Below are 23,633 nucleotides of genomic sequence, written 5' to 3' on the forward strand. Positions count from 1 at the left end.
TTTTTTTCAGTTGCACAATTGAGAGTAAAACAGTTAAGGTCAGTAAAACTTACTGAGTAAAGCGTACTTACCAAAGAGAATACTAAAGAAAATAAAGGCGGTTTAACTTTTTAGAAAATAGCGCGACACATTGCTCTGCGACATTGCGCTAATATAAGTTTAGACTAGCGTACAACTCTTTATAGACAATACAGATTTAAATGATAAAACGATAAATAAACCAAGCTTATTCCTGTAGATCAGGCTCTGAAACATCAAGTTGTGAAATAGCGATCACCGCTTGGGTACGATTGCGAACATTAAGTTTGCGAAAAATTGCCGTTGCATGCGCTTTAATGGTTGCTTCTGATACATGCAAATCATAGGCAATTTGTTTGTTCAACATGCCTTGGGCAAACATCATCAAAATTTTGTATTGTTGCTGCGTTAAACTGGCAACACGCTCGGCAATATCAGAATTATCATTATCTGCTTCAAATGCTTGAAAAGACGCAGGCACCCAAACATTGCCCATTAATACTTGGCCAATGCCTTCAACAATCAGGTCAACTGGGGTTGATTTAGGAATAAATCCGGCAGCGCCATATTCCATCGCTTTAGCAATGGTATCGGTATCTTCATGAGCAGAAACAATCACTACGGGTATTTGTGGGTAATGATTACGAATATGAATGAGGGTATTAAAACCATGAGCACCTGGAATATTAAGATCAAGCAAGACTAAATCACTGTCGCTATGCCCGCTTAATTGCGTTTCTAGCTCGGCGATAGTTTGTGCTTCTAACCAAGTAGTTTCGGTAAATTTAGACGTTAATGTGCCCAATAAGGCTTGTCTAAATAAAGGATGGTCATCAGCTATTATTATTTTGTCTGGCTGAATCATAATGTAACCCTTAACGTATCACGGTATTAAATAAGTTTAAAACGCAGAAAAGTTAGCTTAAATTAATCATTTAACGGTAACTTTTCTGTAACAGTTTAACCTATGTAATATTACATAGCTGTTACGGTTGAGCAAGTATTAGTCACTGCCTTGCGCAACCTCACAGCTAGTTTATCGTGATAAATCAAAGGTATCGGTAATTAAATGTTTTTCAGTACCGCCACTAACAACTGCCAATATTGCTCAACAGTGGCGATATTGACCTTTTCATCCGGCGAATGCGGGAACTTAATTGTTGGTCCAAACGAGACCATATCCCAGTGCGGATAGGCTGTTTTAAACAAGCCGCACTCAAGACCTGCATGAATTACCATGATTTCTGGCGTTTTATCAAACAACTGATGATAGGTGTCGCGCACGGTTTTCATTACCGCTGAACTGGTGTCAGGTTTCCAACCAGGGTAGGCACCCGAGAATTCAATATTGGCACCTGCTAGTTCAAAAACTGACTGCACCGTAGTTTGCGTTTCTAAGCGACCATCGTCATGTAAGCTACGAATTAACGTCATAGCGACAAACTTGTTCCCTTTAGTGCGCATTACGCCTAAATTAAGCGAGCTTTCGACGATGCCTTCAATATCATCGCTCATACGCATTACCCCGTTAGGGCAAGCATTTAGTGCTTTTAAAATGCTATTTTGGCTTTGCTCAGTCCATTGCTGGTCAAAGGTTTCTGGTGAAATCAACAACATATCGATGTCGGTTTCAATGCTACCAAGGTTAGTTTGAATCGTTTTTAAGTACGTCGCTAATGCTGCTTTAAAGTCGTCGACTTGCTCAGCAGCAATCACAAAGCTGGCATCCGCTTCACGTGGAATGGCATTACGTAAACTGCCACCATTTAATTCAGTTAAACGAATACCAAATTGCTCGCTAGCCATTAATAAAAAGCGCACTAATAATTTATTGGCATTAGCACGACCAGTGTGAATATCAACGCCTGAGTGACCACCTTTTAAGCCAGAAATTGATAAATTAAATGATTGTGCACCGCTAGCGACGTCTTCAAACGCTAACGCAAAAGTTGCTTGACCATCAATACCGCCGGCACAACCCATGTACACTTCGCCTTCTTGCTCAGAGTCGGTATTAATTAAAATATCACCATCTAACCAACCGGCTTCTAAGCCAAATGCGCCTGTCATGCCCGCTTCTTCATCTATCGTCACTAAAACTTCAAGTGGACCATGAGCTATGTCATCGCTAGCTAAAACCGCTAATGCTGAACATAAACCAATGCCATTATCAGCGCCTAGCGTAGTATCTTTGGCGGTAACCCAGTCACCATCAGCTTCAGTCACAATGTAAGGCTGAATTGGGTCAGTTAAAAAGTCATGCTGGGTTTCGGCATTTTTTTGCGGCACCATGTCCATATGCGCTTGCAAGATAACACCAGGGCGATTTTCCATGCCCGCAGTTGCTGGCTTTTTAATAAATAAATTGCCGACCTTGTCTTCTTTCACCGACAAGCCTTGCTCTGTTGCCCACGATTGGATCCAAGCAGATATTTTCTGCTCGTGTTTTGAAGGGTGTGGAATACTGCAAATCTTTTCGAATAACTGCCACAAAAGATTAGGTTGAAGTTGTGATAATTGGCTCATAATTTTTCCTCAAACGAACAAACAGCGAACGTGGTGTTGCATTAATGAGGGTATTAGAAGGGGTTATGCGCTTTATTGCTATAACCCTAGCGCTTTTTTACGACAGATGTATGTAAATTTAGGTTTACTGGCAAGCGGACTTTTTGAAATTATAAGCACGAACCATATATGCTGATATTTTATTTAACACTATTTGCCAATTTTTTTCTCACGCCCGCGATAGGCTTTTCGGCTGTAGCTTTTTAAGTAAGGCAAAACTTGCTGATACACTTCTTCTCCCCAACTTACACCATAAAAAATCAGCTGCTCATTAACGGCAAAATGGTGTTGCTTTGTGCATTTAATGCGCTTGCCATTGGGTAGTTCAATCACCAGTTTATCTGGTAATCGTCGGCTGCTTAAAAAGCCCGCGCCGGCAAGGCTAATATCTTTGATCACGCCATTGCCTAAGCCGTGATGATAAAACAGCCACGAGCGATAAATTTTTATCGGCACACCGCGGCTTTGCAAAAACAACGGAATGTCATTTGACTGAAATTGCCAGCGATGAAACTTACGCTCCATGCCTTTGTCTTGATCAGGTGTTGGTTTTTTCTCTAACATCTTAATCTGTCATTTGCTCTAACATCACTGCAGAGCGCATCATCGGATTATTAGCTTTTGCTTTCGTCACCGCTTTTTCCATTTCATTATTAGGCTGTTGGCCAAATAACTCGGTTAACTCAGCTTCTGCTTTTTCGGTTAATAGCAACAATTCAATGCGTCGATTACTGCTCGATTTAGGTTTAAGCGGATCAAGTAATGCCGTATCAGACATAGCAACCACTTGGGCAACACGATTCTTAGGCATGCCACCAATTTCTAACATTTGCCTTGCTTGCAACGCACGTTGGCTAGAAAGCTCCCAATTGGTAAATGCGGCATTGTGAAATTGCGCAGCATCAGTATGACCTGAAATCATTAAGCGATTATCAATGCGCGTAAATACCGGCGCAAGCGAGCGTAAAACGTCTTGAAAAAAGTACGTCATTTGTGGGCTACCTCGTTTGAACATACTGGTATTGTCGTTATCTTTAATGATAATGCGCAAACCCTGCGGCACAATTTCGACGGCAATATTTTTGTCTGCGCCAACGGCATCAGCAACTGCCTCCATTTCAGCAGCTAATAAAGCAAGCTCTTCAACGGTATTTAAGCGCCCTTTCAAACGCGAGGTTAATTGCGGCTTATCACTATAACCATTCTCACCTTCTTCATCGGCAGTACGTTGATTTAACGAACGCGCGGTTTTATGAGATTTTCTAATCGCTTCTGGGTCTAATCGGTTTTTACTGTCGAGCACCGAAAAGTCTTGGCCAAAATCAACGGGGTGCGGACTATTACTTAAATCAAAGGGATTATTTTCACCGTCGAATACTGAATAAGTGCGCAAGTTTTCAGAAAATTGTTTACGCTCTTCAACGTTCGAAACGGCTAATATCCATAACACCATGAAAAACGCCATCATGGCTAAGGTAAAGTCGGCAAACGCCACTTTCCAAGCACCACTAGACTTTGGACGACTGCGTCGCTGTTTATGGCGCTTTACAATAATATTTCCGCTCATTAAGCCGCCTTCTTATTTAGCCACTCTTCCATTTGGATAAAGCTAGGTTTTGCGTCTTTATCAATAAGTTTTCGTCCGGCATCAACTGCCAGTAAAGGGGTTTTTCCGGTATTGTGCGACACTAAAATCGACTTAATACATTCAAGCAAACCAATTTTTTTATCGACCCGTGTGGCTAAGGCGTGACTTAACGGCTCAAAAATACAGTAACACATGAAAATACCAATAAAGGTGCCGACCAATGCTGCACCAACATGCAAGCCTATCGACAATAACGGACCATCGAGTTTCGACATGGTAATAATAATGCCCATCACCGCAGCCAAAATACCAAAGCCAGGCATAGCTTCACCTGTGGTGTGCAGCGCGCTCGACGGTTTTAACATGTCTTCTTCAATGGCGGCAATTTCTTGTTCTAGTAACGACTCAAGCTCGTGCGCGGTCATTTTTCCCATCGACAACATTCTGAAATTGTCGGTAATAAATTGCATTAGAATTGGGTCAGAGTGGATTTTTGGGTATTGCAGAAACAGCGAGCTTTCCTGCCAAAATTCAATATGCTCATCAAGTGATTTTAAGCCCTTTTGGCGAACACTTTCTAATAAGGCATGCATCACACACAATAGCTCTTGCGCAGTTTGACTATGGTCGGGCTGAGCGCCAAACAAGGCAACCACTTGGCTTTTAATGGCAACCAGTACTTGGCGAGAATTAGCTATCACCATAGAACCAAGGCCCGCGCCAAGAATAATCACTAATTCGGCCGGTTGCCACAGCGATAATAATCGACCATTGGCCATAACAAAGCCACCAAAAACGCACAAGAATACAATACCTAAGCCTAAAAATTTCTGCATAATTCTTTCCTTACAATAAATCAGCTAACTGATCTTTTAATTGCTTCACCGCTAACTTATGTAATTGACAAACTCTCGACTCGGTAACATCTAAGGTCAATGCTATTTCTTTCATATTCAATTCGTGTTGGTAGTAAAGGGTGAGCAGTAATTGTTCGCGCTCGGGCAGCTGGCTTAGTGCCTGCATGACACTTTGTTTTAGATCTGCGTACTCACCGTTACCGCTTTCACCATCAAAACTGCTGCCGTTTTCGAGCATTTCGTCCATGCTATACATTTCTTCGGCAACACTGTCTAACTGCATTTCTAAAAGTTGCTCTATTGAAATTTCCATCGCAGCAGCCAGTTCGGAATTTGAAACATCACGACCCAATTTTTTGGTTAGCGCGCGGCGATGTTGGTTCAGTTTATTGCCTTGTTGTCTTGCTTGACGTGGTCGCCAATCGAGTCGTCTCAGCTCATCTAAAATAGCGCCTCTGATACGCTGAAACGCGTAGCCTTCAAAGGCATCATCAGGCGCAGCACCGTAGCGACGAATCGCTTCTAATAAACCAAGCGAACCAATTTGAATTAAATCTTCATAGGCATGTATGCTGCTAAGTTGGCTACGTAAATGCGTAACAACTCGCTTAACTAAATATAAATATTGCAGCAAATATTGTTGTTCATTATTCGCTGCGTTATTGCCTGAATGCTGAAACTTAGCAGTCGTTTCAGCATCTTGAGAAAAAGGTTGAGATATTGCTAAAGGTTGCGCCACTTATAACTCCTATTGGATCACAAGTTTAGTAATCAAAACATTGTCTATTGCCTCGGCAACATCGTATTGCGCTAAGCTCGCTTTTACGTCAGCGTGCAATTGCGTTTGCAGTGACGTTAAATCTTTTAAATAGACGCGCATGCTGTCAAAGTCGCGCTGGCTTAAATTTTTCACTACCGCGTTTCGAATCGCGGGCAGATAATAATTAAGGTCAGTTAAGTTTTTATCGCTTGAGGTGACTAATGACATTTCAATCATCATGTAATAAATCACGGTGTCGCTTTCGACGCTAATGACAAACTTTTCTAGTGATAAGTACTTAGGTGCTTGGTTAACCTCTGTTGCCTGCGGAGTATCAGTTAATAAAAACGCCTGAATATGTTTTTTTCCATATATCGCCGCAGAAGCGATAAGCGCTAATGTCGCAATAAACGTAAGAAACACAACTTTGCTTGAACCATTGATGTAACGGAAATTGTGGCTCTGAGGATAGTGGTTGGTCGCAGTTTTCAAATTTGGATAACTCCTTTTTAAGCAAAGGTATTTAGCCAGCCGGTCGACGTTGACGATTCGGCTGATTGGTGATGACTTTCTTGATAATTAGATAAAGCGACCTCTTCTTCGCTTTCCTTTAATTGTTCAGGCAAAGAATCGTCAGAAACATTAACATCGACACCGCCGCTAAACTGTTGTTCAAGGCCGGCACCTAAGCGCGAGCTACTGTCTAACAAGGCATCTCTTACTGCGCTATTATTGGCGGATAGGTTGACCAGCATGCGATCACCCTCCGTTCTAATATTCACTTCTAAACGACCTAAATCAGGGGGATCTAAACGAATATTGACTTGTTTAATTTGCTGGCTCGCTTGCATTTGAATGCGATCTTGCAGCACCGTCACTAATTGCTTTGACCAGTTTTGTTGCTGTGCTTCTAATTTCACCGCTGACCATTCATAACGTCCAGTATGTGTTTGCACCCGCTCGCTAAAGCTAAAGTCTGTTAATGCATGTTCGCTGCGACTGGTAACCGGTTCAATAAAGGTTCTGCTGTGCGTACTTAGCTGAGCGATATCCGCTGCTTTTAAACCTGGGTTAGCAAAACCGTTTTTTAGTAATACTTGTTCAGGCAAATTTAGCGATGACTGAACATTTGCGCCAATGGCACTTTTTTGTGAGCTAACTTGCGCTTGTACCGCATTATAGCTGTGCGCAGAACTTGTACTTAGCGCCGCCAAATTTACCGATAAGTTTACAGTAGCTAAGCTAACATTTGCGCGTTCAACGCCAATGGCGCCAACTTGCTGGGCTTGTTTAACATTGCCTTTCATCGATAAATTTTGCTCGCTAGCAACTGCAGTTGAATTGTTGGCACTATTCGCCACAATCGCCATTTGTTCGGTTATTGCCGTGTTGCCTTGCACGGTTGGCTCCTGTGCTGTTGGGGCTTGATTAGCCAGGTGCTCATTAGCCACTAACCCGTTTACTGGCGCTGCTAAAACGCTAGCCATTGGCGTATCTGCTTGTTGCTTAACTTCTGCAAGCACTTGCTGATAATCACTTGATGAGGCGAATTGTTCAGCGGTCTCAGTATCTGGTTGCGTAGCGACCGCCTCTTTAGTGTTCGTGGCATTATCGTTTGCTTGTTTTGGCAACGCGGTAATTAACATTAGCTTTGTGCTCCTGCGCTTTGGTAGGCAAGTAAGCCTTCCTTGTTTTGCTGGGTATTGGTCATTTTTTCTTTAAGATCCTCATTCACCGCCTGACACTGTTTCATTAATGTTTGATGGGAGATGTACAAGGTTCTTAGCTCTGGTGCTAACTCAGCCAACAAGGCCTCATCAGCATTAATTTTTATCAGCAGCTCGGTTAGCCGATTATTGAGCTCGGTCACCGTGCCTAAATGAAAATTTTCATCGGCCATTTGTATGGCAATATTGAGTTGCGCTATTTTTTTTCGATAAGCAGATAAATAATTAACGGGCGTTCTCATCACATTTTTTCTTTTTGTTGTGTGTGTCGACTAGCTAATTGCAATGCGCGCGCCAACTATAAAAGCGATTAAAAACAATAAGATAACAACACTCTGCAGATATAAAGGAAATCGCACTTCCCCTTAAGCGGAAAAGAAAACAGGATGCATTATTCGCGTTAAATTTGTGACAAAAATAACCGTTAATATTGGCGTGTGATCAGGACATCAAGAACGAAAAAATAAAAAAGTGCACATCCATGTGCTGCCGTATGACTGGCAAAAAACGAGCATACAAGATCGAAGAAGAACTGCTAAAAATAGCGAGAGAAGTGAGGAAAAACACCGAGCAATTATGCCCAGTTAAGCCAAGCTAAGCTAAATTAAGCTCGGTGAACTATTAAAGAATTAACTGGCTTTGCTGCCAATCATTAACCAACCTTCACGCAAGTTTTCCATCACGTTGGTTATTGCAGGTAATTGGCTCGGGTCGTTATCGACACTGGCTTGAAATAAAGTTTGTGCACAATAGTCGTAAAGATTATGAAGGTTATCAGCAACCTGACCACCTTGTTGTAAATCAAGCGCAGAGTCTAAGCCCGACAGTATTTCAATGCACTTGCTAATAGACTTGCCTTTATGCATATAACGCTCAGCTTTCATATGGCCTTCAACACGCGCCATTTCATCTAAAAAACCATCGATTAGCATAACCACTAATTTATGTGGATCTGCCGTTGCTGCTTGTGCGTGCGTTGTTGTTTGTTGATAGGCTGCTAGGCCAACATCAAATTCCTGCATCTGTCTTTCTCCCATTATTCGGTGTTAAGTTTGCGCTTGCTATCGTTTTATCATGCCGCGAATAGGTAACGAAAAATGTAAATTAGTGTAGATAATCGCTTAGCTTGTTGGGAACATAAACAAGCTTGCCGTTTGTTCCATTTGTGCTTGTAATTGGTTCATTTGCGTAAATTGCGCTAAATAACGTTGGTAAGTATTTTCCATGCGCTTATCAAGTTGCTCAACTTTGTCATTTACCCGATCAACCTGACCATTTAAGCTGTCGATGCGATTAGCAAGAAAACCTTTTGACTCAGAAAATGGTTCAATCACATTGGCAAGTGAGGCAACAATGCCATTATCGCCAAGCAGCACTTCATTCAAAATATTGCTGTTGGCATTAAGTGAATCTGCCAGTTCGGTTTTATCAAGCGAGAGCTTGCCGTCACGGTCAAAAGATAAACCTAAATCACCTAAATACGTGCCCGCGGGTAATTGATTAAAAACGCTGCGCATCGCACTACTTAAACTGCGCGCAGTGCCATCGCCTGAAAGGATCGCTCGCTCACCATTTTCACCAAACGAAGACGACTTAATCTGTTGATGAAGAGCGTTGTAGCCATCGACTAAACTCGACAAACTGTCGCTAATGCTTTCATCGTCACGGGCAATACTTAATGTCGTCGGATTGCCACTGTTAACTTGGCTAAGTTCAATACTTAAGCCGCCAATAATATTATCAATAGCATTGCTGCTCGACGTAATATCAACACCACTGAAGGTAAACTCGGCATCTTGTGCTGTGGTGAGTTCAGTTTGAGCGCCAATCGCGGCTGTTAATTCATCATATGCCGCGCCAGCACCGGCCATTAAATTCATCGAAACGGTGTTCGCTGCGCCGGTTTCTTCACTGGTCAGTACCAATTTAACATCACTGCCGGTTTGTAAAATAATCGCATTCACGCCTGGGTTATCGGCCGCGCCATTAATGGCATCTCGCAGATCATTTAACGAAGCACCCGCAGGTAGCGTGCTTAAATCGAGCGACATAGTAGTGCCATTAACGCCAACATCTAAAATACCACTGGTTGGCGCTTGCCAATTTGCATCATTAAAACTCAAACCAACACGATGGGCTTGAGCAAGTTGGTCTACTTCAATGGTGTAATCACCTTCGGCAGCGCCTGCACTACTCGTCACTTGCACAAAGCCTTCTTGCGAAAAACTTGGCTCAGTAGCATTTAAACTGCTGCTATCTAACAGGCCATCAAGTACATCAGACAACGCTTGAGCTTTACCATCAATCGCTTGATACGCGTCGATTTTAGCTTGTGCTAACCTGCTTTGTAGATTTAATTGGTAGTCTAACCCTGAGCGCTCTGCAGAAACTAATTGAGCAGCAAACGTAGCCGGATCTATCATTGCATCACCTTTGAAGTTACTAAATAATCACGTTGCATTAACAACACTTCTTTCATTAACGTTTATCACGTAAGAATAAGCGCTAATGAAAAAAGTGCTGATAGGTAAGGGGATACCCATCAACACTGAAGCTATACCAAGTTAAGATTAACGAAGTAAGCTAGTTACCATGCCGCTAATTTGGTTTGCGTTGCTAAGTACCGACATACCTGATTGCATTAACATTTGGTTCTTCGTCATGTTTGACGACTCAGAAGCAAAATCTGCATCCATAATGCGACCTTTAGACAATTCAACGTTTTGGTCCATATTGCCAAGGTTGTTGATAGTGTGATCTAAACGGTTGATGTTAGCACCAAATTGACCACGAATAGTACCAACCTCACCAGTCAATGCGTCTGCTAACCCCATTGCTGCAGTGGCATTTGCTGAAGTATCTAACGTACCCGCTGTAATAGCAGTAATTGCACCTTCAACCGCTGTAATATTTGTCGAAACATCAACAGTAAGCTTCTCTGCTGCTGAAGCACCAATTTGCAAAGTTACCGCACTAGCAAATTTACCACCCGTTAATAGCTTGTTGCCTGAACCGTACTCAGTATTGCTCATAATGCTAGTTAATTCTTTAGCTAATTCGTCAAACTCTGACTGCATTGCAGCACGCTCATCAACACCGTTCGTGTCGTTAGCCGCTTGCGTTGCAAGGTCTTTCATACGGTGGCCAATGTTAGTAATTTCATCAAACGCACCTTCAGCCGTTTGTAACATTGAAATACCGTCTTGAGCATTACGTTGTGCTGTTTTTAAACCGTTTGATTGCGATTGTAAACGTACTGCAATTTGTAAACCCGCTGCATCATCTGCTGCTGAGTTAATGCGTAGACCAGTACCTAGGCGTTCCATAGCACTTGAAAGCATGCTGTTAGTTTTACCTAGTTGGTTTTGTGTAACTAGTGATGAATAGTTAGTATGAATTGATAAAGACATTGTTATTCTCCTACTGTACCTAAGTACTTTTAATTATCAAATCAGCAATAGATTCAAATAGTTGAATATGTATCATTGATTTGTGTTGCCCTTTAAATAAGCGACCAGGTTTGAAAATAACTTAAATATCTTTTTAATAAATTTTGATTTTTTTGCGAAAACTACGCAGTAATGACAATTCACTTCGCATCAAACCCTAGTTGCCAAATGGCGCACAAATTACATCTGCAATGTGTTGAATAGGATTAAAAGATGAATAGCGAGGAAGAGAAGCTGGAAAGGAAAAATGATATCCGCTTACGGTTAAAACACGCTTAGCGTGCGTTATTATTTTGCAGCAGTGATACTGCGGTATCGCGTGAAATATTCGCTTGTGCCAATAAGCCAGTTAAACGGCTGCCAAAATCACCTTGGCGTAACAATTGGCTCAATTCTGTTTGCACTTCTTCAATATTTCCGCTGTAAGCAACTTGTGCAGTTTCTTGCTGAATTTGGCTCATAATATAACGTAATGCGGCAATGCTACGTTTTACGTCATTTTGCATGGCGGTGATTTTTGCTTTGATCTCAGTAACAGGATCTTGTTCAATGCTTTTAGCTAATTGTTCTAGTTGCGGTTTTTGCTCTTGAAGCTGCACTGGAACTGGGTTGCCCGCGGGAATGCGAATACCTTCACCGGAAAATAGTACCGGTTCTGCAAGCTGTCGGCTTTGCCCTTGATTGATACTAAAACTCAGTTGCTTATCGCCATGCTTAGCAACACCAATATTAAGTGGTGCCAGTGCTTTAGCCACTAAACCAACCACTTCATTATTGCCGGCGCCTTCAGGTAAATGAAAACTCACTGACTTACCTGCCGTTGGCAAGACCATGTTGATGGTTTCAGCAGGCTTAACCGAAAATAAATCAACACTGTTTAAAACAAACTGACTTTGCTGAGCATGTTTCGATAATACTTTCGGCTGTAAATTACTGCTTAAATCGTCGCTAACCTTATGTTGCAATTGTTTTAGACTATCGACAGTTTTTTGTGGTTGTTTAACGTGCAGGTTAAGTGAACGCTCTATACTTACTAGCTCTCGATAAACATTGGTTAAACTGCGTTCAGCACTTTGCGCTTGGGCATTTTTTTGCTGAACCACACCCCAATTCGCCCAACGCTCAAACCGCGCAGCATTTACCTGAGCACTTGAATAATTGGCGACTTTTTTCTCATTACCACCAGCAGCACTGAGTTGATTAACATCAGTGGCGATAACCTTGTTCGAGTTATTGCTTTTACTGACACTATCAAGATTGGGATTGCTAACTTTGATCATAAAAACAGCTTACATGTGGCCAAATAAATTGATTTGATTAACTTTGGTATACACCAGTTGCGTGGTTTGCAATGCTAATTCCGCTTGGCTTAATTCCATCGACGCTTGTGCATAATCAAGCGACTCTAATTTTAACTGTAAGGTTTTACTATACAAGCTAATATCGTCGTTTGTCGCCAAAACATTGTCGAGCACATTGATACGTGCGCCAATTTCAGTTATCAGCTCTAAGTTAGCGTCTAAACTAACATCAACACTGTCGAGCATAGCAGTCACCTCTGTGCCAACATCACCAGAGTTAGTATTGAGTACATTAACAAAAGTGTCTAAATCATCGAGTAAGTTATTACTGCCAAAGAGTACATTTTCAATATCAACATTGGTTGCGACTTGCACGCCAGCAGAAATATTCACTTCTCGGTTAAGATTGTCACCTTGAAAACTATTGGCGGCTGATACCGGTGGCGTATCAACGTGTGAACCTGAAAACAAATATTTACCATCGCTGCCTTTGGCATTGGCGGTATCAACTAATGCTTCTTTTAGCGCACTAATTTCGCTTGCGAGTGCTTGGCGCTCTGCCAAACCATAACTTGCATTACCCGCTTTTAAGGTGAGATCACGCAATTGCAATAAGGTATCTGAAAAGCTGGTCATATAGGTTTCAGCACTGCCTAAATGGCTACGCGCATTACCAATATTGGCGTTATATTGCGATAAATTGGCCTGCTCTTTTTTCAGCGCCATTAGTTGCACAGTGCCCATGGCATCGTCTGACGGTTTTAAAATGCGCTTGCCAGTCGCCATTTGCTGACTGATGGTCGAAAAATCAACCGCACCGCGCTGCAAACTGTTCATCATTAACTGCTGTAATTGGCTAGTACTTACTCTCATCATAAATCCTTGGTTTGCGCGGCTTAAAACATTGATAACAAGGTATCAAACAACTGATCCGCGGCGGTAACGACTTTGGCATTGGCTTGATACGATTGCTGGTATTTCATCAACGACATCGCTTCTTCGTCTAAGTTTACTGCGCTGACTGAATCACGCTGCGCCAGTGCGTTATCGCTAATGCTTTTACTTGCGTTCATTTCTGCGATCGCTTGGCTACTTTCAATCGCCAATTTTCCGGTCATCGCGTTGTAATCATCATAATGCACATTTTTCAGTGCGATCACGGCATTAAGATTACTGTTATCACCCGGGCCTGCCCCCATCGCACCAAAGGCGAGATCTTCTGGTTCAAAACCTGCGGCAACACGAATTGAACCGGCAGGATCTAATGGGTCGTAACTAAACAATGGCTGACCAGCACCCGGCGGATTGTTAATGTCTTGCCCGGCGGCCAATTGGTTATTAATATCGTCAGCAAACTGCTGTGCTATGGTATTTAAACTAGCTTCGGTAACATCTAAAACATTAGCGCTGTAAGATAAAATACCACCCATTTTACCGCCAATGTTGCCATTAAAATCAAACGACTGACCGGCAATATTCACTTGATAACTACCACCTGAACTCGACAAAGTGGCATGACTGGTGCCAAGCACTAATGGCTGACCGCCACTCATTGAAATGGTCATTGAACCGTCTTGCTGACGAGTCACATCTACTTCCATTAGCTGTGATAACTGTTTAACGGTTTCGTCACGTTGATCTTGTAGCGCTGAGACATTGCCGCCATTGGCGATGCCTTCAACAATTTTGCCGTTAAGATTTGAAACTTCGGCAAACAAGGTATTGGCGTTAGCTATCATGCCATCAACTTGTTCGCCAATTTGGGTACGTTGAATATCTAAATTAGCCGACAGTGCATTGAAGCGATCAGCAAGTGCTTGAGAAGACGAAATAACCAGCTGACGCGGTGCAATCGAACTTGGCTCTACGGCTGCCGAATTAAAGGCACTAAATAAGCCGTCAAGGCCTGCGGAAATACTTAAGTTTTCATTGGCGACCAACTGCTCTGTGGTCATCAAATATTCACTGTAAGCGCTGTTATAGCCATAAGAAGAAGTACTACGCCATAAGCTGTTATTTAAATAGTCATCGGTAATACGCCTAACCGAATCGACTTGCGCGCCGTTGCCAGCATTTAACCAACCACTGCCATTGTCGATGCGTGAACTAAACGAGGCTTCAAGGCGAGTAAAACCGGCAACATTGCTATTGGCAACGTTATTACTGACCACGTTTAAGGCAATTTGTGAAGCATTTAGCCCAGATAAGCCATTACTTAACATACTCATTTATTTCTACTCCAAAAAACGTGGTGGCTGTGAAGATGCACAGATAAAAAATATTGTTAATGAACCTAGATTATTACGGTATTAGTTGCGGTATTAGTTGCGATTTATCTTTAATGACGATACCGACAATAACGACTGACTAAATGCAGACTGGCTCATGTTTTTATCAGCGACCAAATCCGTGGCAGACTTTAATGGCTCGTTAGTATTTATCGGCTTTTCATCAACGGCAGTTGTCTCATTACTCGAAATTGGCTGAGCTGGCGCTGATGAACTAACAGCTGAAGATGAAAGTTCAGCTGGACTCACTAATGGCGAAAGCTGCTTAACCATAGCATCGGCAATGCCTAAATTACCTTTGTTAGCCATTGCCATGGTCAGCTGACTATCGTGCATATCACGGTACATGCGAGTTTGATTACTCGAGACTAACGAGTCTTCATCGGCCATGGCATCACTCGCTGAGCGCATGCTTTTCAACACCATTTGCAAAAACAAAGTCTCAAATTGCTGTGATGCCTGTTGTAAGCCTTCCATTTTGTTGGTGTTTTGCTTGATGGCGTCAACATTTTTAGGGTCGGTCACTAGCCCTTGTTCAACCATCGAATTTATCTTGTTAGTCAGTGAATTTGTCATTATTACTAGCCAATTTATTTACTATCTTAAAGGGTGTATTGCTGTATTTTCTGCCCATTTTTTCTAGCCAAAAATTCAGGAAAAACGCTCAGCAGCGCGAGCAAAGCGTCAGTTAAGTGATTAAATCACCACCAATTCAGCTTCTAACGAACCCGCTTCATCCAACGCTTGTAAAATTGCCATTAAATCATCAGGACTTGCGCCCAAACTGTTGACGGCTTTTACGATCACATCCAATGTCGTGCCCGGTGGCCAAACAAACATCGGGTTAGTCGCTTGTTCAACATAAATATCACTTTCTGGTGTCACCACCGTCTCGCCATTAGCAAAGGCGCCGGGTTGGCTCACTTGGAAATTTTCATTAATGGTAATGGTTAAATTGCCATGGCTTACCGCCGCTTTATGCACTTTAATATTTGCGCCCATCACCACAGTGCCAGTACGACTATTAAAGACAATGCGTGGTCGCTCTCGTCCCATTTCAATGCTAATTTCTTCGAGCATCGACATAAACGTTACGCGTTGGCGCACGTCTAAAGGGGCGGCAACCTCTACTCGGTGTTGACCTTTAGCAAAGGCAACGTCTGAGCCAAATAAACGATTAATCGCCACTTCGATATTGCGCGCGGTTTTAAAATTAGGTTTTTTAAGGTTAAGAATAATGTTGTCTTGCTCAAGAAAGTCTGAACTGATTTCCCGTTCAACGATACCGCCGTTAGGAATGTTACCCGCCGTTGGTGTATTAACCGTTACTGATGAACCCGTTGCGCCCGTCGCTTTCATGCCGCCAACAACCACATTGCCTTGTGCCGTTGCATACACCTGACCATCCATGCCTTTTAACGGCGTCAACAATAGTGTGCCGCCGCGCAAACTTTTGGCGTCGCCAATAGACGAAACCGTCACGTTAATTAACTGGCCTTTACCCGCTTGCGGCAAAATATCGGCTGTTACTGTGACCGCAGCGACGTTTTTTAAATTTGGATTGGCACGTTCACCAAGCTGCACACCAAATTGCTGCAACATATTCACCATCGATTGATTGGTAAATAGCACTTGGCGTTTATCGCCTGAGCCATCTAAGCCAACCACTAAACCATAACCGACTAGCTGATTTTTACGTAAGCCCTGCACGTCGGCAATATCAAGCAACATACGCTGACCACTAGCAAAGGCGGCATCGCTGATCACTTGCATTAATACTAAGGTGACAATGGTAATGCTTAATGCGTGTTTTTTAATCCAAGTCATTAAAGTTCTCTCTTGCATTATTAAAATGGAAACCACGAGCTATTAAAAAAGTTTGACAACCAGCCTTGTTCGTTCGACTGTGCCAAGACACCTCGACCGGCATACGCTATGCGGGCATCGGCGATTCGGCGTGAACTAATACGGTTAGCTTGGTCAACATCTTCAACACGAATTAAGCCAGTTAAACGCACATATTCATCGCCTTGATTAAGCTTGATCCACTTTTCACCTTTTACCCTTAGTGCACCTGTTGGCAAAACTTCAGCAACAGTGACGGTAATTGCACCGGTTAAGGTATTTTGTTGGCTAGAATTTGCACTGCCAGAAAAATTACGATCGCCGCCTATGCCTAAGCTGCCATTTAGCGTGCTGTTGGTGAAATTACCATTGTAATTGGCGGCAAAATCACTTTGTTTTTTTACCCCAGTATTGGCACGTTTATTTGACTGTGTTTCTTCTTCTAAGATCACCGTTAAAATATCACCAACATCGTATGCGCGGCGGTCTTGAAACAAGGTCAACAGTTCCGCCTTTTGCAATAAACTACCATCTTGTGCCGCGGTTGTTTGCGGTAACATAACCGGTTGATTTGTCACCGTTGGCGCCCATTCATCTTCGCCAGGTTCAGCCTCAAACGGTTGATAGGTTGATGAACAAGCACTGAGTAATAATAACGCTTGCAAAGTGACGAGGTATTTAGCCAACATGGTTGTTCTCCAATAATCGCAAGTTATAACGATTGGCTGATAAACTTCAGCATTTGATCTGACGCTGAAACCACTTTCGCGTTCATTTCATAGGCGCGCTGAGTTGAGATCATATCAACCATTTCTTCAACCACACTGACATTAGAACCTTCTAACGTACCTTGTTTTAAAACGCCTAACGAGTCTTCACCGGCGACACCTTCTAACGGCTCACCAGATGAACCTGTCGCTAAATACAAGTTACCGCCTTTTGCTTCAAGCCCCGCTGGGTTGGCAAAATTGACCAAAGAGATTTGACCAATTTCGACTGGGTTTGCATCGCCAGCTAAAGTCACGCTGACCACCCCGTCTGAGCCGACAGTTAAACTTAAGGTATTTTCAGGTAACTGCATATTTGGCACTAACGGTAAACCGTCGCCATTAACAATTTCGGCATTGGAATTTAGTGAAAACTGACCATTTCGGGTATAGGCAATTTCACCGGTTGGCTGCTCAACTTGAAAAAAACCTTTACCAACAATTGCAATATCTAACTCTTGTCCGGTATTAGCAAAATTACCTGTAGTAAAGACTTTTTGCGTACCTAAAACACGTACACCATTACCTAATTGAATACCGCTGGGTACTTCGTTTTGCTGATCGGCTTGAGCGCCTGGTTGACGTTGAATATCATAAAACAAGTCAGAAAAGGCGACGCGGTCACGTTTAAACCCGGTGGTATTAACGTTTGCTAAGTTGTTAGCAATTGCCGTCATTTTTACATCTTGTGCTGCTAAACCTGTTTTACTTACCCACAATGCTGAACTCATGGTGATTTTCCTTTATTAATGCTTTTTATAATGCGCGTTATTTATCTGTTAACGGTGTTGGGGCTAATTCGTTATGAACCACTGACCAATTTATTGCCGACTTGAGCTAGGTTATCGGCGGTTTTCATCATTTTTATTTGCAATTCAAATTGGCGATTAACCGCCATCGACGAAACCAATTCATGCACAGCATTGACGTTAGAGCTTTCTAAAAATCCTGATACCAGCTGAACTTGCTCGTCTTGCGCGGCAATAGCGTTATCCGCTAAACGAAACAGTCCGTCCTGACCTTTGCTTAAATTGGCAATTTCTGGCGAGACTAATTGCAATTGCGCCACTTCGACTTGTCCGCCTCCCCCTTGTGGGATGATATTGACAGTGCCGTCTTGACCAAATTCAACGTGTTGATATTCAGGCAATACTAAAGGGCCAGCAGTGGTTAGCACTGGATTGCCATTAATGGTAACTTCACCTTCGGCGCCAACCATTAAATTACCCGAGCGAGTATATGCTGGCTGTCCGTCTGGCGCTGCTACCGTTAAAAAGCCAGCGCCATTAATCGCAACATCTAAACTGCGACCGGTCGCTTGCAATTGACCTTGTTCAAAATTAGTACCGGCTTTTTGCGATTGACTCATTTGACGCGTTTCAAAACCATAACCTTCTAACTGAAACGCTACCGTGCGCTCTAAATCGGCTTTAAAGCCAGTGGTACTGACGTTGGCTAAATTATTGGCGCGAATTTGCATCGCGTTTTGATTTTGTTTGGCACCAGAGAGCGCGGTATATAATAATTGCATTGAAGTTCTCGTGATCGAATAAAAAAACATGCTCACCGAACGTGCGGTGAGCATAAATAGCGCTTAGAACGAGCTAAATAACACCTTGGTCATTTGCTCGGCGGCGCTAATTGTTTTGGCATTAGCTTGATAATTTCGTTGTGCTGTCATCAAATTAACCAGTTCGCCTGTTAAGTCGACATTAGAGCCTTCATAAGCACCAGCACTTAGCACACCTAAGGTGCCGCTATCAGGCGCACCAATCATTGGTGTACCAGAGGCATAACTTTGGCTCCACGTGGTATTGTTGCCTTTGCGTAAACCGTCGGGGTTATTAAAATCAGCCAGCACTACCTTGCCTTGTAACTTATCTAAGCCATTGGTATATACGCCATAAAGTGAGCCATCGTCATCGATGCGGATCGTTTTTAACTCACCTGCACCGTAACCGTCTGTTTCATTTTTACTTAAACTAAATGCCGCCGCGTTTTGGCTCATATCGGCAATATTTAAGTCAACCGACATAGGTGTTGCACCCGTTGGTGTATACGCCAAGTTAATTGCAGCCGTTGGCGCAGTTAAATTACCGTTGGTATCAAAGGTGATTGTTTGCGGCGTAGGACCTACCGAAGCACCATCGATAAAATAATGCGCCTGCCACTCGTTTGGTGTTGAAGTTTTAACAAAATATTGCGTTAGCACGTGTTCACTGCCAAGTGAATCAAACACAGTGCCTGACTGAGAATAGTTATACATATCGGCTTGAATATTAGCCGGGTCAAACGGGGTATTGGTTGGCACTGACGCATCGGCTTTTAAATTGGCGGCAAAATTGACCATAGTCGATGCATTAGCCGGTAAATTACCCGTTGCCACTTGTAAGTTTTGCACCACACCACCAAGTAAAACGCCATTGGCATCAACCGGGTAACCTTGTAAATTTGCACCACTGTTAGTGACAATATAATTTTGTGCGTCGCGATTAAACGTACCGGCGCGGGTATAAGCGGTTTCGCCATTATCTTCTAAAACAAAAAAACCACGACCAGAAATAGCCAGATCCATCGAACGACCAGTATTAACAACATCACCGTTGCGCTCAAAATTACTTGATACTGAACCTACTTCAACACCACCTGGTGCACCGCCACTGTAAATGGCCGCAAATTCAGCACGTCCTGATTTAAAACCTGCGGTATTTACGTTGGCAATATTTTGTGAAATTACGCCTAACTGTTCATTTGTGGCGCGTAAACCTGATAAACCAATACTATAAGACATCTTTTTTCCTTAGCTGTTATTTTGGCTAAATTCGCTTACCGAGAACAAGGAAACACTTCCCATACCGGCTAATTTAAGTTGGATATCGCCGCCACTGGCTGGCAACATGACACGTTCGACATCGCGTGATAACAATGGCGTGGTAGTGAAAACATTTTCATCACGCACGACGTTAACTTCAAAGGTATAGCTACCTTGCGGTAATTCATCTAATTCAAAGCGAATGTCGTCACTGTTAACATTGCTCCAATTTTGCGTACTCACCACATTGCCTTGTAAATCTTTAACGGCTAGTTCAACCGAGTCTGCACTTGCGCCCATAGGAATAACACCCGCGGCGATTTCTCCTTCGCTAATGGCTAAACTGTCAGCAGGAACAAGCACACTTTTACCGATCAACGAGGTACTTTGCAGGACTTGCTGGGTATACAAAAGTTCAGCATTTTCCGCTTGACCCGCACGAATATATTCTTGGCCTTCCACCATAGAAAATTGCGCTAATTGACCCACATATTCAGTTCCGTCGAGTGGTTCTAACGGATCTTGGTTTTGAATTTGCGCGACCATCATGGTTAAAAATTCATTTTTTAACCCAAACGCCGAGCTATTGGCGCTAACTTGTCCAGCGTTTGCTAATGCAGTGTTTGCTTGTGTAGTTTGATTTGTGATTGCAATCGACATAATTAACCTTGTCCTAAACGTAATAAGCTTTGCTGCATGCTATTGACGCGGCGCATCACTTCAACCGAGCTTTCAAAACTGCGCGATGCCGACATCATGTCAGCCATTTCATCAACAGCATTTACATTGGAATAAAAAACAAACCCGTCTTGATTCGCCAATGGGTTTTGCGGCTCGTAGCGACGTTCAACCGCTTGTTGAGACTGGGTAACGCCCAGCATGTTGACATTAGCACCCGTGACTTGCATGGTTTCTTGGTTGGTTTGATAAATTGTTGAAAATACGGGTTTTAACGCTTTATAGGCGTCTTTCTCCGTACTCGCTGCAGAGTCGGCATTGGCAAGGTTAGAAGCAACCGTGTTCAAGCGTAATGTTTGGCTGCGCATGGCGCTGCCGGCAATTTCATAAATATTACTAAAAGACATTCATTACCTTCCATCAATTACTTTTTGTAAGCCACTGATCTTCATATTCAGAAACGTTAAGCTGCTTTGAAAGTCCATGGCGTTGTTGTTAAAGTGCGCTTGTTCAACACCAAGTTCAGCAGTATTGCCATCTTTAGCCGGTTGATAAGGCACGCGGTATAAGCTTTCCATCGCGTTTTGTGAAAAGTGGTAATTGTTCGCTTGTGAAAAATGGCTTTCTACTTCGGTCATTGCCGCTTGAAAGTCATAATCACGTGCTAAATAACCCGGTGTATCAACATTTGCCAAATTACTGGCTAATATTTCACTGCGCTGAACACGTGCCTGTAATGCATAAGGATGAATACCAAGCGCTTTGTCAAAATTTATCGCCATTTGCTCACTTGTCCTATGGTGTTGTGTTAAGAATCCATGTACAGTTAAACAAAAGCTGTGCCACTAGTAACAATCTATATTATTCAATGACTTACAAAAAACAGATGTTCAAAAGGAAAGTACAAACGGAAGCGGAATTTCCCTTAAGGAAACGCTTGAGGCAATTACTACTGATAAGTTTTATTATTTCGTCGCCAAGCTTTGCCGAGCCTTTTTTAGCGCAAGTTGAACAAGATCTAACAAGCCACGCTTTCGATATGCAGTGGCCAGCATTTAAGCACGACATTGAACTCTGGTTGCCTAATAAAGCCACTGACTTGCCAGCGTGTGACAACACCCATTCCATTAGTCGCAGTAACCCAAGTAAAGCACCGCTCGGACGGGTCAATTATTTAATTCAATGCCCGCAACCTAAATGGCAATTAAGAGCCGTTGCTAAAGTAAAAGTGTATCTGCCGGTTTTACATGCCAAAACGGAGATCGCACGCCAGCAAACGTTGTCAGCCAGTAATAGTTTTTATAAAACCGTTGATGTCAGTCGCCTTAGCCAAGGTTTTATCGCTAAGCCAAACAACAGCGAGCATTTTTTACCTCGCCTTTGGCAGCAAGTGATTAGTAAAAAACGTATTCGCGCAGGCAAAGCTATTTCGCCATACCAGTTACAGGCAGCCTATTTAGTGAGTGCTGGTGATACTGTGATAATTCGCGCCAAGGTAGATAACTTTAGCGCGACGATGAAAGGCAAGGCACTGCAAAGTGGTCAACGTGGCGATAAAATTCAAGTGGAAAACTTATCATCAAACAAACGTATTCAAGCCATTGTTACTGAATCGGGCGTGGTTGAAACAATTTTTTAAACTCAACACCATTAAAGTTTATAATTTCCATGGTCGCTTATTAATTACAAGCCATTAAGGAGTGTCACTTATCTCCTTAGCTAATTAAAAAATCAGAGCCCCCAAAATGAAAATAACCAATAGCGTCGGTTATACACCGACACCCAAAATTACCGCTACTGCCCAAGCACCGGTCAGTAAAAGTGAAGCGCAAATCAGCACAAAAAAAGATGTTATGGTTGATAATTATATAGATATAAACAGTAAACTTGCCGCAACCTCAGATGTTGATTTAGCAAAGGTTAATGAAATACGTGATCAGCTTAAAGCCGGTACATTAACACTTGATATCGATAAGTTAAGCGATGCAATTTTGGCGATGCATCGCCGATGAGCCAAATTAAGCAAACCATTCAGTTGCTAGTTGCGGGGATCAAGGAAGATCTCACTCATTTTCAGCGCTATCATCAATTGTTAATTGAACAACAATCACTGATGCAGCAGCACAACAGTGAACAGCTGATGCTACTGAATAAGCGCCATGAGAAATACCATCACGCTTTATTGCAACAAAGCAATAAACGCAAAAAGCTATTACTCGAATTAGGTTTGTCAGCTGATGATGCGGGTATGGACGCGGTGATCAGTGCATTAAGCGCAAAACCTGCAGCGCAAGTTCAGCAAATGTGGCATGCATTAAAAAACTTGGTTGCACAATGTCAGCAACAAAATCAGCGTAATGGTGAACTGTTAGCCAGCCAGCAGCAGCTATTAAATAAAATGCTGCGCCCAGATAGCCAAAACGAATATTGCCCTAACCTCGCCTAGCCTGCTTATCCGACTTAATCGGCTTAGCCTTTTCTCATTCCCCGCCACACCTTAAGTGCTTTTCAACTCAGTACTGTTAAATTTAGTAATGTTAAATTCAGTGCGCTCAAATCGATTTATAGGCATGCGATTGCGCGGCTAAATCGTCTAATTGCGCTTGTTCTTCAACATCTTGTTGCCAACGCTGCGCTAGTGTTTCTTTCCTCTTAAGTCTTTCAATACCTTTAACTTTTGCTAGCTGCTGTTGTAATTGTTGACCAGCATTAGTGAGCTCCAATTGCTGTAAAATAATTTGCTGCTCTAGTGTTTCGCACATCGTGCTAATTTGAGCACGCATTGCTAAATTATTCGCCATACCAAGTGCACCACAGGCATTTGCTTCACTAATAAGCTGATGTTGATAGTGCTTTAATTGTTGCTGCTGTTGCTGAGCTTGCGTTAATTTAGCATTGAGTTCATCGCGCACACGAACAAGTTCAGTGAGCTTCTGCTCTTCAATAGTGTGGTATTGAGATAACATAAAGTGAGCGTG

General features: G+C 42.7%; 28 protein-coding genes. 3 read left to right on the forward strand and 25 right to left on the reverse strand.

Features of this window, described 5'->3' with window-relative positions:
- Nucleotides 1-226 precede the first annotated feature (226 nt).
- The 24 genes from ACRRSQ_RS08085 to flgB form a co-directional block, all read right to left on the reverse strand.
- Nucleotides 227-886, reverse strand: a complete 660-nt coding sequence (locus ACRRSQ_RS08085; RefSeq protein WP_440875317.1) for a response regulator — start codon at nucleotides 884-886, stop codon at nucleotides 227-229.
- 197 nt (nucleotides 887-1,083) lie between these two features.
- Nucleotides 1,084-2,544, reverse strand: coding sequence for an aminoacyl-histidine dipeptidase (locus tag ACRRSQ_RS08090; RefSeq protein WP_440875208.1), 1,461 nt, complete (start codon nucleotides 2,542-2,544; stop codon nucleotides 1,084-1,086).
- A gap of 189 nt (nucleotides 2,545-2,733) precedes the next feature.
- Nucleotides 2,734-3,147 carry a hypothetical protein gene (locus tag ACRRSQ_RS08095; RefSeq protein ID WP_440875209.1) on the reverse strand — a complete coding sequence of 138 codons (414 nt, stop codon included), beginning with the start codon at nucleotides 3,145-3,147 and terminating at the stop codon, nucleotides 2,734-2,736.
- A gap of 1 nt (nucleotide 3,148) precedes the next feature.
- Nucleotides 3,149-4,150, reverse strand: a complete 1,002-nt coding sequence (locus ACRRSQ_RS08100) for a flagellar motor protein MotB (RefSeq protein WP_440875210.1) — start codon at nucleotides 4,148-4,150, stop codon at nucleotides 3,149-3,151.
- A complete protein-coding gene (motA, locus tag ACRRSQ_RS08105) occupies nucleotides 4,150-5,007 on the reverse strand; it encodes a flagellar motor stator protein MotA (protein WP_440875211.1) in 858 nt (285 codons plus the stop codon). Before motA ends, ACRRSQ_RS08100 begins: the two co-directional genes overlap by 1 nt.
- Before the next feature lie 10 nt (nucleotides 5,008-5,017).
- Complete coding sequence (gene fliA / locus ACRRSQ_RS08110) at nucleotides 5,018-5,767, reverse strand: RNA polymerase sigma factor FliA (protein ID WP_440875212.1); 750 nt, start codon at nucleotides 5,765-5,767, stop codon at nucleotides 5,018-5,020.
- A gap of 9 nt (nucleotides 5,768-5,776) precedes the next feature.
- Entirely contained in the window at nucleotides 5,777-6,280 is a 504-nt protein-coding gene (locus tag ACRRSQ_RS08115) for a flagellar basal body-associated FliL family protein (RefSeq protein ID WP_440875213.1), read from the reverse strand.
- A gap of 17 nt (nucleotides 6,281-6,297) precedes the next feature.
- Nucleotides 6,298-7,434 (reverse strand): flagellar hook-length control protein FliK, encoded by a 1,137-nt coding sequence (locus ACRRSQ_RS08120; protein WP_440875214.1) that lies wholly within the window; start codon nucleotides 7,432-7,434, stop codon nucleotides 6,298-6,300.
- Complete coding sequence (locus ACRRSQ_RS08125) at nucleotides 7,434-7,760, reverse strand: hypothetical protein (RefSeq protein ID WP_440875215.1); 327 nt, start codon at nucleotides 7,758-7,760, stop codon at nucleotides 7,434-7,436. Before ACRRSQ_RS08125 ends, ACRRSQ_RS08120 begins: the two co-directional genes overlap by 1 nt.
- Before the next feature lie 384 nt (nucleotides 7,761-8,144).
- The gene (gene fliS / locus ACRRSQ_RS08130; protein WP_440875216.1) at nucleotides 8,145-8,537 is read right to left on the reverse strand and encodes a flagellar export chaperone FliS; all 393 of its coding nucleotides are present in this window, start codon (nucleotides 8,535-8,537) and stop codon (nucleotides 8,145-8,147) included.
- Nucleotides 8,538-8,636: 99 nt separating this feature from the next.
- A complete protein-coding gene (fliD, locus tag ACRRSQ_RS08135; RefSeq protein ID WP_440875217.1) occupies nucleotides 8,637-9,938 on the reverse strand; it encodes a flagellar filament capping protein FliD in 1,302 nt (433 codons plus the stop codon).
- 147 nt (nucleotides 9,939-10,085) lie between these two features.
- Nucleotides 10,086-10,925: a lateral flagellin LafA gene (lafA, locus tag ACRRSQ_RS08140; protein ID WP_440875218.1), complete on the reverse strand. Its 840-nt coding sequence runs from the start codon at nucleotides 10,923-10,925 to the stop codon at nucleotides 10,086-10,088.
- Nucleotides 10,926-11,239: 314 nt separating this feature from the next.
- On the reverse strand, nucleotides 11,240-12,244 hold the full coding sequence (locus ACRRSQ_RS08145) for a hypothetical protein (protein ID WP_440875219.1): 1,005 nt from the start codon (nucleotides 12,242-12,244) through the stop codon (nucleotides 11,240-11,242).
- A gap of 9 nt (nucleotides 12,245-12,253) precedes the next feature.
- Nucleotides 12,254-13,138: a flagellar hook-associated protein FlgL gene (gene flgL, locus ACRRSQ_RS08150; protein WP_440875220.1), complete on the reverse strand. Its 885-nt coding sequence runs from the start codon at nucleotides 13,136-13,138 to the stop codon at nucleotides 12,254-12,256.
- A gap of 23 nt (nucleotides 13,139-13,161) precedes the next feature.
- Entirely contained in the window at nucleotides 13,162-14,493 is a 1,332-nt protein-coding gene (flgK, locus tag ACRRSQ_RS08155) for a flagellar hook-associated protein FlgK (RefSeq protein ID WP_440875221.1), read from the reverse strand.
- A 93-nt stretch (nucleotides 14,494-14,586) separates the two neighbouring features.
- Nucleotides 14,587-15,129 (reverse strand): rod-binding protein, encoded by a 543-nt coding sequence (locus ACRRSQ_RS08160; protein WP_440875222.1) that lies wholly within the window; start codon nucleotides 15,127-15,129, stop codon nucleotides 14,587-14,589.
- Between the two features lie 120 nt (nucleotides 15,130-15,249).
- Nucleotides 15,250-16,380, reverse strand: coding sequence for a flagellar basal body P-ring protein FlgI (locus ACRRSQ_RS08165; protein WP_440875223.1), 1,131 nt, complete (start codon nucleotides 16,378-16,380; stop codon nucleotides 15,250-15,252).
- Nucleotides 16,381-16,400: 20 nt separating this feature from the next.
- Entirely contained in the window at nucleotides 16,401-17,087 is a 687-nt protein-coding gene (gene flgH, locus ACRRSQ_RS08170; protein ID WP_440875224.1) for a flagellar basal body L-ring protein FlgH, read from the reverse strand.
- A gap of 23 nt (nucleotides 17,088-17,110) precedes the next feature.
- The gene (gene flgG, locus ACRRSQ_RS08175) at nucleotides 17,111-17,896 is read right to left on the reverse strand and encodes a flagellar basal-body rod protein FlgG (protein WP_440875225.1); all 786 of its coding nucleotides are present in this window, start codon (nucleotides 17,894-17,896) and stop codon (nucleotides 17,111-17,113) included.
- Between the two features lie 71 nt (nucleotides 17,897-17,967).
- A complete protein-coding gene (gene flgF / locus ACRRSQ_RS08180; protein ID WP_440875226.1) occupies nucleotides 17,968-18,696 on the reverse strand; it encodes a flagellar basal-body rod protein FlgF in 729 nt (242 codons plus the stop codon).
- 63 nt (nucleotides 18,697-18,759) lie between these two features.
- Nucleotides 18,760-19,956: a flagellar hook protein FlgE gene (gene flgE, locus ACRRSQ_RS08185; RefSeq protein ID WP_440875227.1), complete on the reverse strand. Its 1,197-nt coding sequence runs from the start codon at nucleotides 19,954-19,956 to the stop codon at nucleotides 18,760-18,762.
- 9 nt (nucleotides 19,957-19,965) lie between these two features.
- Nucleotides 19,966-20,637, reverse strand: a complete 672-nt coding sequence (locus ACRRSQ_RS08190; RefSeq protein WP_440875228.1) for a flagellar hook assembly protein FlgD — start codon at nucleotides 20,635-20,637, stop codon at nucleotides 19,966-19,968.
- Between the two features lie 2 nt (nucleotides 20,638-20,639).
- Nucleotides 20,640-21,062: a flagellar basal body rod protein FlgC gene (gene flgC / locus ACRRSQ_RS08195; protein WP_440875229.1), complete on the reverse strand. Its 423-nt coding sequence runs from the start codon at nucleotides 21,060-21,062 to the stop codon at nucleotides 20,640-20,642.
- A 3-nt stretch (nucleotides 21,063-21,065) separates the two neighbouring features.
- Nucleotides 21,066-21,437, reverse strand: coding sequence for a flagellar basal body rod protein FlgB (flgB, locus tag ACRRSQ_RS08200; RefSeq protein ID WP_440875230.1), 372 nt, complete (start codon nucleotides 21,435-21,437; stop codon nucleotides 21,066-21,068).
- Nucleotides 21,438-21,592: 155 nt separating this feature from the next.
- Here flgB and flgA point away from each other — a divergent pair, with 155 nt between their 5' ends.
- From flgA to flgN, 3 genes are all read left to right on the forward strand, one after another.
- Nucleotides 21,593-22,294, forward strand: coding sequence for a flagellar basal body P-ring formation chaperone FlgA (flgA, locus tag ACRRSQ_RS08205; RefSeq protein ID WP_440875231.1), 702 nt, complete (start codon nucleotides 21,593-21,595; stop codon nucleotides 22,292-22,294).
- A 106-nt stretch (nucleotides 22,295-22,400) separates the two neighbouring features.
- A complete protein-coding gene (flgM, locus tag ACRRSQ_RS08210; RefSeq protein WP_440875232.1) occupies nucleotides 22,401-22,667 on the forward strand; it encodes a flagellar biosynthesis anti-sigma factor FlgM in 267 nt (88 codons plus the stop codon).
- Nucleotides 22,664-23,101, forward strand: a complete 438-nt coding sequence (gene flgN / locus ACRRSQ_RS08215) for a flagellar export chaperone FlgN (RefSeq protein ID WP_440875233.1) — start codon at nucleotides 22,664-22,666, stop codon at nucleotides 23,099-23,101. The genes flgM and flgN overlap by 4 nt, the downstream gene beginning before the upstream one ends.
- 106 nt (nucleotides 23,102-23,207) lie before the next feature.
- Here flgN and ACRRSQ_RS08220 read toward each other — a convergent pair whose 3' ends face one another.
- The gene (locus ACRRSQ_RS08220; RefSeq protein WP_440875234.1) at nucleotides 23,208-23,621 is read right to left on the reverse strand and encodes a flagellar FliJ family protein; all 414 of its coding nucleotides are present in this window, start codon (nucleotides 23,619-23,621) and stop codon (nucleotides 23,208-23,210) included.
- Nucleotides 23,622-23,633: the final 12 nt, after the last annotated feature.

Origin of the sequence: Thalassotalea sp. PLHSN55, from assembly GCF_052030545.1 — a bacterium.
GTDB lineage: Bacteria > Pseudomonadota > Gammaproteobacteria > Enterobacterales > Alteromonadaceae > CANMXU01.

What these genes read in the sequence shown, in the direction of transcription:
- flgM (WP_440875232.1), top strand. Translation starts at nt 22,401, where the DNA reads ATGAAAATAACCAATAGCGTCGGTTATACACCGACACCCAAAATTACC.
- lafA (WP_440875218.1), bottom strand. Translation starts at nt 10,925, where the DNA reads ATGTCTTTATCAATTCATACTAACTATTCATCACTAGTTACACAAAAC.
- ACRRSQ_RS08220 (WP_440875234.1), bottom strand. Translation starts at nt 23,621, where the DNA reads ATGTTATCTCAATACCACACTATTGAAGAGCAGAAGCTCACTGAACTT.
- flgL (WP_440875220.1), bottom strand. Translation starts at nt 13,138, where the DNA reads ATGAGAGTAAGTACTAGCCAATTACAGCAGTTAATGATGAACAGTTTG.
- ACRRSQ_RS08190 (WP_440875228.1), bottom strand. Translation starts at nt 20,637, where the DNA reads ATGTCGATTGCAATCACAAATCAAACTACACAAGCAAACACTGCATTA.
- flgE (WP_440875227.1), bottom strand. Translation starts at nt 19,956, where the DNA reads ATGTCTTATAGTATTGGTTTATCAGGTTTACGCGCCACAAATGAACAG.
- ACRRSQ_RS08095 (WP_440875209.1), bottom strand. Translation starts at nt 3,147, where the DNA reads ATGTTAGAGAAAAAACCAACACCTGATCAAGACAAAGGCATGGAGCGT.
- ACRRSQ_RS08145 (WP_440875219.1), bottom strand. Translation starts at nt 12,244, where the DNA reads ATGATCAAAGTTAGCAATCCCAATCTTGATAGTGTCAGTAAAAGCAAT.
- ACRRSQ_RS08100 (WP_440875210.1), bottom strand. Translation starts at nt 4,150, where the DNA reads ATGAGCGGAAATATTATTGTAAAGCGCCATAAACAGCGACGCAGTCGT.
- ACRRSQ_RS08120 (WP_440875214.1), bottom strand. Translation starts at nt 7,434, where the DNA reads ATGTTAATTACCGCGTTGCCAAAACAAGCAAACGATAATGCCACGAAC.
- fliS (WP_440875216.1), bottom strand. Translation starts at nt 8,537, where the DNA reads ATGCAGGAATTTGATGTTGGCCTAGCAGCCTATCAACAAACAACAACG.
- ACRRSQ_RS08160 (WP_440875222.1), bottom strand. Translation starts at nt 15,129, where the DNA reads ATGACAAATTCACTGACTAACAAGATAAATTCGATGGTTGAACAAGGG.
- flgG (WP_440875225.1), bottom strand. Translation starts at nt 17,896, where the DNA reads ATGAGTTCAGCATTGTGGGTAAGTAAAACAGGTTTAGCAGCACAAGAT.
- flgC (WP_440875229.1), bottom strand. Translation starts at nt 21,062, where the DNA reads ATGTCTTTTAGTAATATTTATGAAATTGCCGGCAGCGCCATGCGCAGC.
- flgF (WP_440875226.1), bottom strand. Translation starts at nt 18,696, where the DNA reads ATGCAATTATTATATACCGCGCTCTCTGGTGCCAAACAAAATCAAAAC.
- flgH (WP_440875224.1), bottom strand. Translation starts at nt 17,087, where the DNA reads ATGTTGGCTAAATACCTCGTCACTTTGCAAGCGTTATTATTACTCAGT.
- fliD (WP_440875217.1), bottom strand. Translation starts at nt 9,938, where the DNA reads ATGATAGATCCGGCTACGTTTGCTGCTCAATTAGTTTCTGCAGAGCGC.
- motA (WP_440875211.1), bottom strand. Translation starts at nt 5,007, where the DNA reads ATGCAGAAATTTTTAGGCTTAGGTATTGTATTCTTGTGCGTTTTTGGT.
- flgB (WP_440875230.1), bottom strand. Translation starts at nt 21,437, where the DNA reads ATGGCGATAAATTTTGACAAAGCGCTTGGTATTCATCCTTATGCATTA.
- flgN (WP_440875233.1), top strand. Translation starts at nt 22,664, where the DNA reads ATGAGCCAAATTAAGCAAACCATTCAGTTGCTAGTTGCGGGGATCAAG.
- ACRRSQ_RS08090 (WP_440875208.1), bottom strand. Translation starts at nt 2,544, where the DNA reads ATGAGCCAATTATCACAACTTCAACCTAATCTTTTGTGGCAGTTATTC.
- ACRRSQ_RS08165 (WP_440875223.1), bottom strand. Translation starts at nt 16,380, where the DNA reads ATGACTTGGATTAAAAAACACGCATTAAGCATTACCATTGTCACCTTA.
- flgK (WP_440875221.1), bottom strand. Translation starts at nt 14,493, where the DNA reads ATGAGTATGTTAAGTAATGGCTTATCTGGGCTAAATGCTTCACAAATT.